Genomic DNA, 12,560 nt, shown 5'->3' with positions numbered 1-12,560 from the left:
AATTCCAAAGCCCGGTTCCCGATCAACTACAAGATTTGCTGGCCTGTCATACAGATGCACCCATTTTGATGGCTGAATCGGCTCATGATTTTCTCGTCTCGGGCGATAGCGCTTTATAGAGCGTGCCCTCTTGCCGTGCGGAGCCGATATGAAGTTCAAGTCGATCCAGTTTTCCATTGCATCCCTGGCCGGTGCCATCGTGCTGGCCGTAGTTCTGGTGCTGATTGGTTATGCCCTGTATGCCGGCGCCCACACTCAGTCGCTGGTCGAAGAGCGTACCCGCCAGCAGTCGGAGCTGGCCGTCAGGCAACGCCTCGAAGCCCTGGCGCACAGCCAGGCCAGCGCGATTAAACAGGCGCTGGAGTTGCCGTTGCAGGCCGCCACTCATCTGGCGCAGATCAATGCCCTGCTTGGCAGCGTCGACAGCCAGGGCCGCGCAGCCCTGAACCTGAGCCGCGAAGACTTGATCGCCCTGACCCGCGACGTCGTTGACCAGAACCCGCGACTGGTCGATGCCTATATCGGCTGGGAACCCAACGGCCTGCTGAATAACGATGCCCAGTACGCCGGCCAGCCCGGCATGGAACAGGACGGGCGCTTTATCCCGCTGTGGTTCCGCAATGCCGATGGCAGCGTTGGGCTGGACAAGCTCACCGACCTGGATAACAACAACCTGTTGCCCACCGGCGTGCGCGCCAACGAGTATTACCTGTGCGCCAAGGAAACCGGCAAGGGCTGCGTGGTCGACCCGGCGCCCTACCCGATCGGCAACCGCACCATCATGCTCTCTTCGTTCATCGCGCCGATCATGGTCAACGGCAAATTCCAGGGCATCGCCGGCGCCGACCTGTCGGTGGACTTCATTCAGGAAATGCTCGAAAACGTGGACCGCAGCCTGTACGACGGCGCCGGCGAAATCGCCCTGATCGCCAGCAACGGCGGCGTGGTGGCCTACACCAAAGACAAGACTTTGCTGGGCCAGAAAGCCAGCGCACTGCTCGATGCCAACGAAGTCGCCAACCTGAGCAAGCTGGCCAACGATCAGGTGAGCTACGACCTGGACGAAGAACACGGGCATGTCGAGGTGTACATGCCGTTCACCATCGGCGCGACCAATGCACGCTGGACCCTGATGATGCAGTTGCCACTCAGCGCGGTCATGGCCGATCAGGAAAAGCTTCAGCAAGACCTGCAGGCACAGCGCAGCAGCGACATCGTCGGCATGAGCCTGGTTGGCTTGGTGATCGCACTGGCAGGACTGCTGGTGATCTGGCTGGCGGCGCGCGGCATTGCCCGGCCGCTCAAGCAGATGGTCGCCATGCTCGACGACATCGCACAGGGCGAAGGCGACCTGACCCGTCGCCTGCACAGCGACCGCGCCGACGAACTGGGCAGCATTGCCAAGGGCTTCAATACCTTTCTGGGCAAGTTGCAGACCATGATCAGCCAGGTGGTGACCTCGGTGCAGAAGGTCAGCGACTCGTCGGAACACACCGCCGACATCGCCATCCGCACCCACCAGGGCATCCAGAAACAACTGGCCGAGATCGATCAGGTGGCCACGGCCGTGCAAGAGATGACCGCCACCGCCCAGGACGTTGCGCGCAACGCCACTCAAGCGGCGCAGGCGGCCAGCCATGCCGACAGCGCCGCCCATGAGGGCATGAGCATCGTGCAAAGCACGTCCGACTCCATCGCCCATCTGGCCCGCGAAATCGGGCGTGCCGTGGAGGTGGTGCAGACCCTGTCGCGCGACAGCGAGAATATCAATGCGATCCTGACCACGATTCGCGGCATTGCCGAGCAGACCAATCTGCTGGCCCTCAATGCCGCCATCGAGGCCGCCCGCGCCGGCGAGCAGGGTCGCGGCTTTGCGGTGGTCGCCGATGAGGTGCGCAATCTGGCGCAGAAGACTCAAGCGGCAACCCAGGAAATCCAGAGCATGATCCAGCAACTACAGTCCGGCACCCGCCAGGTGGTGCAGGTCATGCAGGACAGCCAGAGCCGGACCGACGAAAGCGTCAGTCACGCCACCCAGGCCGCCGAGGCGCTGGGCAGCATCACCCAGGCGGTGTCGGTGATCAACGACATGAATACCCAGATCGCCAGCGCCGCCGAAGAACAGAGCGCGGTGGCCGACGACATCAACCGCAACGTGATCAATATCGGCCAGGTGGCCCGGGAAGTTGCCGGCGGCGCCGATGAAGCCAGCAAGACCAGCACCGAGCTGACTCGCCTGGCCGAACAGCAGCGGCGCCTGATCAATCAGTTCAAGGTGTAGCGCGGGGATTACAGCGGGGTCAAACACTCGGGGCCGTTGATTTTCGGGTCATTGACCAGATTGCTCAGCGGCCGCTCGCGCAGCGGGATCTGCCTTGAAACCAGCAGTTCCTGCAACACGTGCTCGCTGGTTTCAGGGTCCAGCCAGGCCTTTTGCCCTGCTTCGTCCAGGATCAGTGGCCGACGCTGGTCCATGGCCGGCTGGGTGATCAGCGCCACACTCAGCCAGATTTGCTCCTGCACCGGATAGGCCTCCCAGATGCCGGCAAAAAACAGGGTCGAGCCCTCGCCCGGCGTCAGCCAGAACGGCCGCTTGCGCACCCCGCCGCGCCATTCATAGAAACCGTTGGCCGGCAGCAGGCAGCGCCGGTGGTTGAAGGCATCGCGAAACATCGGCTGTTCAGCCACGGTTTCGGCTCGCGCGTGCGCAGGGGTGCGGGTCAGGTCGGTCAGCCAGGGCGGTGTCAGCCCCCAGCGCGCACGCGCCAGGTTCATGCCGTCTTCGCCTGCGCGCAGCATCAATACCCAGTCGGCCGGGCAAATGTTCCACTTCGGCGGGTGCTTGTCAGGAAATCCCGGCAAGGCCGCAAAGGCCGGTGTCCAGCGAAACAGCGCATAACGTCCACACATTTTTCAGCACACCAGTACATCGGGATAACTGTCGGGCTCATCGCCGTCCAGAGGCAGCGCGGCATTGTACGCACTGATCAACGCCTGCGCCTGATCGACCTGCGCATCATCGACTTCGATACCCAGCAGGCCGGTCACCGGTAGACAGCCCATGCCGCCCAGCAGATCCTGCCCGGTCAGGCGTGCCTGCACGCCTTCGCTGGCAAGCATGGCCAGCAGCAGCTCACCTTCCAGCAGGTGTTCCGGCTCGTAGATCCTTTGCATCATTCGTTCTCGCTGCGGGTATCCAGGGTCCATTCTTCGCCGTCGGTGCGCAGGTCGAAGACGATCGGCCGGCAACAGACCTGGCAATCCTCGATGTACTGCTGATCGCCGCCAGACAGGTCCAGCAGGGTCTCGACGGGCTCGCCGCAATACGGGCATTGGTAATCGACTAGTTCTTGCATCGGGTCTGACCTCAAGTTTTGCGTATAATCGGCCCTCTGTTCGAGGGCCGAGCCTTTTTGCTGAAACCGGAGTCTGTTATCCGTTTTATTTCAGACCGGCCTTCCCTTAACTCTATCCGTTCCCTACAAGAGAGCATGATGGGCGAATTCGATGCCATCCGACCTTATAACGACGCAGAAGTAGCCTCTGTACTGGCGCGCCTGCTCAGTGACAAGGACTTCCTCGCCACCCTGACCAAATTCCGCTTTCCGCGCCTGGCAGGCTCTTTGGGCTGGATTCTGCAACCCGCCCTGGCGCGCAAGCTGCGCCGCCAGTTCGCCGGAATCGACTCGGTGGCCAGCCTGCAAGACAAGGTCGAGGTGTATGTCGACCACACCATCGACCGCGCCACCGACGGCGTGACCTATACCGGCGTCGAGCAATTCAAGTCCGGCAGCGCCTATCTGTTTCTGGCCAACCACCGCGACATCGTGATGGACCCGGCCTTCGTCAACTATGCGATCTATCACGCCGGCCTGCCGACCCCGCGCATCGCCATTGGCGACAACCTGCTGCAAAAGCCGTTCGTCAGCGACCTGATGCGCCTGAACAAGAGCTTTATTGTGCACCGCTCGATCAGCGGCCGCCGCGAAAAGATGGCGGCCTACCAGTTGCTGTCGGCGTACATCAATCATTCGATTACCCGCGATGTGCAGTCCATCTGGATTGCCCAGGCCGAAGGCCGCGCCAAGGACGGTGACGACCGCACCGAGTCGGCGATCCTCAAGATGTTCCACATGAGCCGCAAGGACGAGCCGTTCGCCGAGGTGATCCGTTCGCTGAACCTGACCCCGGTGTCGATCAGCTACGAATACGACCCGTGCGACCACGCCAAGGCCCGCGAGCTGTACATCCGCGCCACCACCGGCAGCTACACCAAGACCGAGGGCGAAGACGACATCAGCATCGCGCTGGGCATCACCGGCTACAAGGGCCGGGTGCATGTCAATTTCGCCCAGCCCATCACCGGGGTATTCGAGGACACCAAGCTGCTGGCCCAGGAAATGGATCGGCAGATTCTCGGCGGCTACCGCTTGTTCCCGGTGCACTATCTGGCCTGGGCGCAATGGAGCGAAGCCGATGCCAGCCTCAATGTGCCTACGGCCAGTGAGCTGTTCGGCACTCAGGAACTGGACAAGGCGCGTGCCGAGTGGGAAAGCCGCCTGGCCGGCTGCCCGGCCGAGCACCGGCCTTATCTGATCCAGCAGTACGCCACGCCGGTGCGCAACCAGTACCGGATCAAGGCTGGCCTGGCCCTGCCTTAAAGGCAGCAAGCGTCACGCGATCGTCATCATGTGACGGCATTGTATGGCTCCTCAAACGGAGTGTGGCAGCGCAACGGCGCCTGCCACACAGCTTGCAGGGAATGCCAACATTGCGGAGTCACCATGCTGCACGCCAATAACCAGGACCGTCTTTACCTGATCGCCCAGAACGAAGAACAGCAGGACCTTGTCGATGCGCTGGCCTTCAATGTCCACGACCGTCGCTGGCTGGTCTACTGCGCGCTGGGCGGCTATCAGCATCAGGACCTGCCCGAGCAGGATCCTGATACGGGCTTCAGTTTCCTGGATTTCTCCCAGCAGGTGGCCTGACGCTGTATCGCAGGCAAGAAAAAGCCCGGCATCTGTGCCGGGCTTTTTCGTCGTGCCATTGCAGCTTACTGCGCCAGCGTGGACGCAATGGTCTGGTCCTGGAACACGCGGGTCAGGGCATCGCTGAGGACATCGCTGACCAGCTTGGTGTTGGTTTCCTGGTTGGGTGCCATGCCGAAGCGCTGGTCCAGCGAGGCGGCGTAGCGGCCGTTGTAGCTGCGGCCGGAGTTGTTGTTGCGCACATCGGCACGGAAGGTCGAGCTGATGGTGGCTTCGGTCACATACAAACCTTCCTTGGGCGACTGATAACGCAGGTCGGCCAGGGTCACGGTCAGTTGCGGCGCGTTGCCGCCTTGCGTCGGGGTAAAGCCCAGCAAGCGCACGGCGGCTTCGGCCTGGGCCTGCAGCTTGGGCAGCAGATCGGCACCGTTGACGGTGATCGCGCTGGTTTCAGGGTACAGACCGCCACGGGTGCCCAGCGACTGGCTCTGACGGCCATCGACAACGCGCACCACGACCGGCTGGCCATGACCCACCGGCGCCAGTTGTGTAGTGATTCGTGGTTGCGGGCTCAGTTGTTGCGGGCTGTGGGCACAACCGACCAGAGTCAAACTGCTTACAGCAAGCAGACCAAACAAAACGCGACGCAGCATGCTCAATTCTCCATGGGCCAGGCACTCGATGGGCGGCAGTATAGCGGCGACCTCTATCGCCTCACTAGCTGAAATTCCGACCATCGGCGCCTGACAGTGGTTCAGCCAGGCCTGAATTGTAATCAGCGTGTCACCTGTCCCGGCCAAGCTATGCCCATTGATTGCACAGGAGCACTGTCATGGGATTTTTCTGGTCACTGTTCACCGCACGCTCTGCACTTCGCCACTACGCTCGCGTCGATCAGGCCGGTATTTGTCGTGCGCTGAAGCACTGCCGCCAGGCGCCCGAGGGCCACGAATGGGTCGAAGTCGTCGAACAACGCCTCGCCTGGCTGGGCCAGCCACTGCCCGCCAGCGCCCGGATTGCGCCGCGTGCAACACGTTCTGGCCTGCGTCCAATGCTCGCTGCGTGATTTCCTCGCGAATAAATGTCACTTAAGCCGATCAATTCCTGATATTTCATCGCTATAATCTCCCCCCGATTATAAGGACGTCTCCTGATCGGGCCTCGCAGCATCGCTAATCCACGAAATTAGCTCCCCGCCATGCCCACAGAGAGCCGCCCACGCAGTCTGCTTCATGCAGGATTTCGATGGACGGTGTGCGATTGCCCGCATTCGGGCGAACCTTTGCCAACCCTCGACGCCTATCCGTGAAGACAGCACTGGCCAGAGCTGCATTGCAGCCCTTTTTGAGGTTTGGTTCGCGTGTCCAAAAGAGCGCGAAATAACGGGTTTCACAACTTCACAAGAGTGTGGCGAGCACATGAATAGGTTTGAAGATGCACCCTTGGTGTCCCCATCGGCTTCACCCGGCAGGGTCGAACGTCGCGGCGCAACCTCCCGTAAAGGAGCCTGAGCCATCGTCCTGACGATGGTCGAATGGTCCTGCGGGCTGCAAAATGCGTTCATGACAGTGTCACGAACCCTTGAACAGCTCGACCGGACCTGCGCTTGAGATGCAAAACATTGCGAAGAATCGGACACTCGATCCCGGCCAGTTACCGTGGGGGCACAACCTTGATCCACTCCCCACACACTGGCATCCAGCCTCGGGATCGCAGGCCGTCAATTGGGTGCTGCAGATTTTGGAGACGCGTTAATGGCGCATAACGAAGCAGTCGACGTGGTATTGGTCGGGGCCGGCATCATGAGTGCCACCCTGGCAGTACTGCTCAAAGAGCTTGACCCCAGCCTGAAGCTGGAAGTTGTCGAGCTGATGGATTCCGGTGCCGCAGAGAGTTCCAACCCATGGAACAACGCCGGCACCGGTCACGCCGGCCTGTGCGAGCTGAACTACACGCCGCAGGCGGCCGACGGCACCGTCGACATCAAGAAAGCCGTGCACATCAACACCCAGTTCGAGGTCTCGAAACAATTCTGGGCGTATCTGGTGCGCAAGGGCAGCTTCGAAACGACCCGCACATTCATCAATCCCGTCCCGCACCTGAGCTACGTGCAGGGCGAGAAGGACATGTCATTCCTCAAGGCACGCTTCGAGACCCTGCGCCAGCACCATGCCTTCGCAGCCATGCAGTACACCGAAGACAAGGCCAAGCTGGCCGAGTGGATGCCGCTGATGATGTCCGGGCGCAAGCCTGACGAAAAGCTGTCGGCCACGTATATGAGCAACGGCACCGACGTCAACTTCGGCGCCCTGACCATCCAGTTGCTCAAGCACCTGTCCAGCACGCCCGACGCGCAGGTCAAGTACAGCAAGCGCGTGACCGGCCTGACCCGTAATGGCAAGGGCTGGACTGTGACCGTCAAGGACGTCAACAGCGGCAGCAGCCGCGACATCGACGCCCGCTTCGTCTTTCTCGGTGCCGGCGGCGCGGCCCTGCCGCTGTTGCAGATGTCGGGTATCGAAGAAAGCAAGGGTTTCGGCGGTTTCCCGGTCAGCGGCCAGTGGCTGCGTTGCGACAACCCCGAAGTGGTCAAGCACCACCAGGCCAAGGTCTACAGCCAGGCCGCCGTGGGCTCGCCGCCGATGTCGGTGCCGCACCTGGACACCCGCGTGGTCGACGGCAAGAAATCCCTGCTGTTCGGACCGTTCGCCGGCTTCACCACCAAGTTCCTCAAGCACGGTTCATTCCTCGACCTGCCGTTCTCGGTGCGCCTGGGTAACATCAAGCCGATGCTGGCCGTGGCCCGCGACAACATGGACCTGACCAAGTACCTGGTCAGCGAAGTGCGGCAGACCATGGAACAGCGTCTGGATTCGTTGCGCCGCTTCTACCCTGAAGCCAAGTCTGAAGACTGGCGCCTGGAGATTGCCGGCCAGCGTGTGCAGATCATCAAGAAAGACGCCAAGAAAGGCGGCGTGCTGCAATTTGGTACCGAGCTGGTCTCGGCCGCCGACGGCTCGCTGGCCGCTCTGCTGGGCGCATCCCCTGGCGCATCGGTGACGGTGTCGATCATGCTGGAACTGATCGAGCGCTGCTTCCCGGAGCAAACCAAAGGCCAGTGGGCTGCCAAGCTCGACGAAATCTTCCCGGCCCGCGAAAAAGCCCTGGCCACCGATGCGCAGCTGTACCAGCGCATCAGTGCCCAGAGCGACGAAAACCTCGGCCTGGTCGAGCATCCGCACAACGAGGCGCAAAGCATCGCTTGATGCCTTGAATCTTGAGGCCTTGAATGGCGGATAAAGAAAAACCCCGTGGGCTTACTTAGCCACGGGGTTTTCTTTTTACGGCAGGCCGCTCTTACAAGCGCTTGGCCAACACAGCAATGTGTTCCGGGCCAATGCCACAGCAGCCGCCGATATGGGTAGCGCCGCGCTGAACCCAGTTGGCCGCCCACTGTTGGTAGCCTTCGGGGTCGAGGTCTTCGCGCAGCTCGTCCAGGCCGTCGTTGGCGGTGGCGTCCTTGGGTTGCGGCGGGAAGGCGTTGGCGTAAGCACCGACGCCGATCTCCACACCCAACTCGACAAACACCGCACGGGCGGCATCGATGGCGGCGCCGATCACTTCAGGCTGGCTGCAATTGAACAGCAACGTCGCTGCACCCAGCTCAGCCGCAGCACGGGCGGCATCGGCCACCGGCTCGCCGGAGCGCAGGCGCGGTGTTTCATCGATGTCTTCGTCCTGCAAGGTGAACGACAGCCAGAACGGCTTGCCATCGGCAGGAAGTCCTGCGCGAATGGTCCGCGCCTCGACAATGCTGCTCTGGGTTTCGGCCAGCCACAGGTCGACATGCTCGCTCAGGCCGCGCACCAGCGGCTGAAGAATCTGGCTCGCATGCGCGGCGTCGAACAGATCCGGGCGATAGGAACCGAACAGCGGCGGCAAGGAGCCAGCCACCAGCACATTGGCACCGTTGGCATCGGCGGCCTGGCGCGCCAGCTGGCCTGCGGTCGCGGCCAGCGCTTCACCTTCACGGGCAAAGCGCTCTTCGCCGATATGAAACGGCACCACCGCATAACTGTTGCTGGTAATCACCTGCGCGCCGCTGTCGATATACGCCGCGTGCACGGCGATGACCGCCTCGGGGGCTTCGGTCAACGCCAGCGCCGACCACTCCGGTTGCCGGAACGGCGCGCCTCTGCGCTGCAGTTCACGGCCCATTCCACCATCAAGAATTACTGTCGAACGCTGAGTCATATTTGATCTACTTATATACATATGAAAAAGACTCATTAGAATCGAGCCCTATATAACGTATTTAATACGCCCCTTTATTCCAACTACAACCGTTTTTTTGAGGTTCTGACGTGAAACTACGCACGCTTGTGGGTATCGGCCTGTTGGCCCTGACAGTCTCCAGCCAGGCCCTGGCGGGCGCCACCCTGCAAAGGGTGGAAGAGAAAAAAGAGCTGGTCAACGTGCTGATGGAAAGCTACCCGCCCTTCTCGTTTCTCAATGACCAGAACCAGCTTGACGGTTTCGACGTCGATGTGGCCAAGGCCGTGGCCGCCAGACTGGGCGTCAAACTGCGCCTGGAAACCCCGTCCTGGGACGTGATCGCCGCCGGCCGCTGGAGCGGTCGTTACGACATCTGCATCTGCTCGATGACCCCGAGCCAGTCGCGCGCCGAAGTGTTCGACTTTCCGGTCGAGTATTACGCCTCCCCTGCGGTAATCGTGGTCAATGCCAAGGATGACCGCATCCAGTCGGCCAAGGACCTGAGCGGCAAGAAAGTCGGCCTGACCAGCGCGTCGAGCTACGAAAGCTACCTGAACAAGAACCTGGTCATCGAAGGCGCTACCGGCAAGCCGCTGGAATACCCGTTCGAAAACGTGCAGATCGCCCCTTACGACAACGACAACGTCGCCTTCCAGGACCTGGGCCTGGGCGCCGGCAAGCGTCTGGATGCGGTGCTGACCAACCTGGTCACCGCGCAGCCACGCCTGGATCAGGACAAACGCTTCAAGCTGGCCGGCGCTGCACTGTATGAAGAGCCGAACTTTGTCACCGTCGAGAAAGGCGATGCCGAGTGGAACGCCAAGGTGCGCGAGGTCTTCGAAGAGCTGAAGAAGGACGGCACACTGAGCAAGCTGTCGCAGAAGTGGATCGGCGCCGACATCAGCAAATGACCGGCACTCCTTCACAACGTCCACCTGAGCCCGCCAAGGCCAGCCTGCTCAAGCGCGTGTTCAACTTTCGGACCCGCCTGTACCTGACCTGGGCGGCGATGTTCGCCCTGTTTGCCGGGTTCTTCCTGAGCTTCGACCTGAAGTTCTCGATCATCCTCGACAAGCTGCCGAATCTGGTGGGCCTGAGTCTGGCGCCCAACGGTTTTCTGCAAGGCGCGGCGCTGACGCTGTTTGTCTGCGTGTGTTCGATCGCGGTGTCGGTGTTGCTGGGCTTTGTGGCAGCGCTGGCGCGGCTGTCGCGCAGCGCGGTGGCGTTTGGTATTGCCAGCTTCTATGCCTCGTTCTTTCGGGGCACGCCGCTGTTGATCCAGATCCTGCTGATCTACCTGGGCCTGCCGCAGATCGGCGTGGTGCCGGGCGCCATCGTCGCCGGCATCATCGCCCTGTCGCTGAACTACGGCGCCTACCTGAGCGAGATCTTCCGCGCCGGCATAATCAGCGTCGCCGCCGGACAACGGGAAGCCGCCATGGCCATGGCCCTGCGCCCGGTGCAGGTGTTCTGGCTGGTGACCCTGCCGCAAGCGATGCGCACGATCATTCCGCCGACCACCAATCAATTCATCTCGATGCTCAAGGACTCGTCGTTGATTTCAGTGATGGGGGTCTGGGAAGTGATGTTTCTGGCGCAATCGTATGGGCGGTCCAGCTATCGCTATATCGAGATGCTGACCACCGCCGCGGTGCTGTACTGGATCATGTCGATCGGCCTGGAATTGCTCCAGGCACGAATGGAGCGGCATTACGGCAAGGCGTATCAGCCGCGTCAGTAGCACATCGATCAGGCCTTGCGGGCCTGGTCGATCAATTCGATGTATTCCTCGGCATTGCGCTGATCCTTGATCAGGTCGACAAAGGTGCTGCCTTTCTCGTCCTGGCCATCGAGGTCATAGCCGGCTTCACGGAAGAATCCCAGGAAGCGCTCGAAATCGTCGATCCGCAGGCCACGATAGGCCTTGATCAGTTTGTGCAGCGACGGCGAAGTCGCATCAACCGGCTCGAATTCCAGGAACAGTTTGATCTGATCGTCGCCGATTTCGTCGCCAATGATCTGTTTCTTGTCTTTACGCATTACGGACTCCAGCGGGTCGCGGTCACTCATCAAGGTCGGGCAGTTTATCGCCAGTATTCAGCCAGCTCAACGCGGCTTTGAACTGGCCGTGTGCAGGTCGGCCCAGACGTGGCCGTTGGCGTAGGTCAGGAACTGGCAGTAGACCTTTTCATTGCGCAGCAGGTCGACCAGCACCGGGTAATGCGACTGCGGGTAGTACAGCGTCAGGGTCCGGCTGGCATCGTCGTAACCAGGCTTTTTCAGGCTCTTGCTGTCCGCGCCGTCGAAGTGGATCTGCACCTGCACCACGGTGGCGCCCTTGTTCAGCGGCTTGCCCTTGAGCAGGATCGACAGCGGCGAGGTCACCGGAATCGGCTGCTGGTTGGACGGCCGCTGGTTGCCGACCACCACCGAGTACTCGGTCACCAGCAGCAATTGCTGTTGCTCCGGCGCGCCGACGCGCAGGCTCTGGTCGTCCGGCGGCAGGTATTGCTCATGCATCGGTGCGGCCAGGGCCGCGTCTGCCAGCATGGCCAGCGCCAGGGCGCCGGGTATCATCAATGACTTCATCAACACCTCTAGACCATTCCCTGAACCTGCCGCCATGAGTGCCGCAGGTATTACATTCCTTTTACAGCAAAGATGCCGGCGGCGTTACGCCAGTACCCTTTGTAGTCCATGCCGTAACCGAAAATAAACCGGTCGATGCACGGCAGGCCGACGAAATCGGCTTTCAGGTCCGGACGCGCCTTGCGGTTGTGGTCCTTGTCGATCAACACGGCGGTGTGTACCGCGCGGGCGCCGGCATGCCGGCAGAAGTCGATGATCGCGCCCAGGGTGTGACCTTCGTCGAGGATGTCGTCGATGATCAACACATCGCGGTCGATGAACGACACTTCAGGCTTGGCCTTCCAGAACAGCTCGCCGCCGCTGGTTTCGTTGCGATAGCGAGTGGCGTGCAGGTAGGACGCTTCCAGCGGGAAACTCAGGTGGGTCAGCAGCTTGCCGGAAAAGATCAGGCCGCCGTTCATCACACAAAACACCACAGGATTGCGGTCGGCCAGCGTGGCATTGATCTGCGCGCCGACGCGGGCGATGGCCGCCTCGACTTCGGCTTCGGTGTACAGGCAGTCAGCCTCGCGCATGATTTGACGGATATGCTCGAGATCAGCAGACATTGATCGCTCCAGATGGCGTGGGGAAAAACGCGCAAAGGTACGCATCCGCTGCATTCAGGGCAAGCGGATATGGGCTAACGTTGCCAGAGCCTTGCGA

General features: G+C 61.3%; 15 protein-coding genes and 1 pseudogene. 8 read left to right on the top strand and 8 right to left on the bottom strand.

Features of this window, described 5'->3' with window-relative positions; translation table 11 throughout:
- Positions 1–148 precede the first annotated feature (148 nt).
- Together ACYAS9_RS19500 and ACYAS9_RS19495 are read left to right on the top strand one after the other, a co-directional pair.
- Positions 149–1,423 (top strand): annotated as a pseudogene (locus ACYAS9_RS19500) (methyl-accepting chemotaxis protein); the annotation flags it as partial.
- A 15-nt stretch (positions 1,424–1,438) separates the two neighbouring features.
- Positions 1,439–2,281, top strand: a complete 843-nt coding sequence (locus ACYAS9_RS19495; RefSeq protein WP_463570217.1) for a methyl-accepting chemotaxis protein — start codon at positions 1,439–1,441, stop codon at positions 2,279–2,281.
- Positions 2,282–2,289: 8 nt separating this feature from the next.
- On the opposite strand, the gene ACYAS9_RS19490 is transcribed toward ACYAS9_RS19495, so the two are convergent.
- Genes ACYAS9_RS19490 through ACYAS9_RS19480 form a run of 3 tightly spaced genes read right to left on the bottom strand, consistent with a single transcriptional unit; the run spans position 2,290 to position 3,356 of the window.
- Positions 2,290–2,910, bottom strand: coding sequence for an SOS response-associated peptidase (locus ACYAS9_RS19490; protein WP_463569886.1), 621 nt, complete (start codon positions 2,908–2,910; stop codon positions 2,290–2,292).
- Positions 2,911–2,913: 3 nt separating this feature from the next.
- Positions 2,914–3,174 (bottom strand): putative signal transducing protein, encoded by a 261-nt coding sequence (locus ACYAS9_RS19485; RefSeq protein WP_463570216.1) that lies wholly within the window; start codon positions 3,172–3,174, stop codon positions 2,914–2,916.
- Complete coding sequence (locus ACYAS9_RS19480) at positions 3,174–3,356, bottom strand: CPXCG motif-containing cysteine-rich protein (protein WP_463569885.1); 183 nt, start codon at positions 3,354–3,356, stop codon at positions 3,174–3,176. The genes ACYAS9_RS19485 and ACYAS9_RS19480 overlap by 1 nt, the downstream gene beginning before the upstream one ends.
- Positions 3,357–3,491: 135 nt before the next feature.
- On the opposite strand from ACYAS9_RS19480, the gene ACYAS9_RS19475 reads away from it, so the two are divergent.
- On the top strand, positions 3,492–4,661 hold the full coding sequence (locus tag ACYAS9_RS19475) for a 1-acyl-sn-glycerol-3-phosphate acyltransferase (RefSeq protein ID WP_463569884.1): 1,170 nt from the start codon (positions 3,492–3,494) through the stop codon (positions 4,659–4,661).
- 123 nt (positions 4,662–4,784) lie between these two features.
- The gene (locus tag ACYAS9_RS19470; RefSeq protein WP_463569883.1) at positions 4,785–4,991 is read left to right on the top strand and encodes a hypothetical protein; all 207 of its coding nucleotides are present in this window, start codon (positions 4,785–4,787) and stop codon (positions 4,989–4,991) included.
- A 65-nt stretch (positions 4,992–5,056) separates the two neighbouring features.
- Here ACYAS9_RS19470 and ACYAS9_RS19465 read toward each other — a convergent pair whose 3' ends face one another.
- Positions 5,057–5,644, bottom strand: coding sequence for a YajG family lipoprotein (locus tag ACYAS9_RS19465; RefSeq protein ID WP_463569882.1), 588 nt, complete (start codon positions 5,642–5,644; stop codon positions 5,057–5,059).
- Positions 5,645–5,823: 179 nt separating this feature from the next.
- Here ACYAS9_RS19465 and ACYAS9_RS19460 point away from each other — a divergent pair, with 179 nt between their 5' ends.
- Together ACYAS9_RS19460 and mqo are read left to right on the top strand one after the other, a co-directional pair.
- On the top strand, positions 5,824–6,057 hold the full coding sequence (locus ACYAS9_RS19460) for a hypothetical protein (protein ID WP_463569881.1): 234 nt from the start codon (positions 5,824–5,826) through the stop codon (positions 6,055–6,057).
- A gap of 688 nt (positions 6,058–6,745) precedes the next feature.
- Positions 6,746–8,257: a malate dehydrogenase (quinone) gene (gene mqo / locus ACYAS9_RS19455; RefSeq protein WP_463569880.1), complete on the top strand. Its 1,512-nt coding sequence runs from the start codon at positions 6,746–6,748 to the stop codon at positions 8,255–8,257.
- 91 nt (positions 8,258–8,348) lie between these two features.
- Here mqo and ACYAS9_RS19450 read toward each other — a convergent pair whose 3' ends face one another.
- On the bottom strand, positions 8,349–9,245 hold the full coding sequence (locus tag ACYAS9_RS19450; protein ID WP_463569879.1) for a homocysteine S-methyltransferase family protein: 897 nt from the start codon (positions 9,243–9,245) through the stop codon (positions 8,349–8,351).
- A 110-nt stretch (positions 9,246–9,355) separates the two neighbouring features.
- On the opposite strand from ACYAS9_RS19450, the gene ACYAS9_RS19445 reads away from it, so the two are divergent.
- Positions 9,356–10,177 (top strand): ABC transporter substrate-binding protein, encoded by an 822-nt coding sequence (locus ACYAS9_RS19445; protein ID WP_463569878.1) that lies wholly within the window; start codon positions 9,356–9,358, stop codon positions 10,175–10,177.
- Positions 10,174–11,007 carry an amino acid ABC transporter permease gene (locus tag ACYAS9_RS19440; protein ID WP_463569877.1) on the top strand — a complete coding sequence of 278 codons (834 nt, stop codon included), beginning with the start codon at positions 10,174–10,176 and terminating at the stop codon, positions 11,005–11,007. The genes ACYAS9_RS19445 and ACYAS9_RS19440 overlap by 4 nt, the downstream gene beginning before the upstream one ends.
- 8 nt (positions 11,008–11,015) lie before the next feature.
- Here the strand turns inward: ACYAS9_RS19440 and ACYAS9_RS19435 are convergent, their stop codons facing one another.
- From ACYAS9_RS19435 to ACYAS9_RS19425, 3 genes are all read right to left on the bottom strand, one after another.
- Positions 11,016–11,306: a PA4642 family protein gene (locus tag ACYAS9_RS19435; RefSeq protein WP_463569876.1), complete on the bottom strand. Its 291-nt coding sequence runs from the start codon at positions 11,304–11,306 to the stop codon at positions 11,016–11,018.
- A gap of 66 nt (positions 11,307–11,372) precedes the next feature.
- Positions 11,373–11,855 carry a hypothetical protein gene (locus tag ACYAS9_RS19430; protein WP_463569875.1) on the bottom strand — a complete coding sequence of 161 codons (483 nt, stop codon included), beginning with the start codon at positions 11,853–11,855 and terminating at the stop codon, positions 11,373–11,375.
- Positions 11,856–11,905: 50 nt separating this feature from the next.
- The gene (locus tag ACYAS9_RS19425; RefSeq protein ID WP_463569874.1) at positions 11,906–12,463 is read right to left on the bottom strand and encodes a hypoxanthine-guanine phosphoribosyltransferase; all 558 of its coding nucleotides are present in this window, start codon (positions 12,461–12,463) and stop codon (positions 11,906–11,908) included.
- Between the last annotated feature and the right edge of the window lie 97 nt (positions 12,464–12,560).

Source organism: Pseudomonas sp. HP_08, assembly GCF_055284095.1.
Note: the sequence above shows the minus strand (reverse complement) of the source record. Positions and strands in the feature narration are given on the sequence as shown.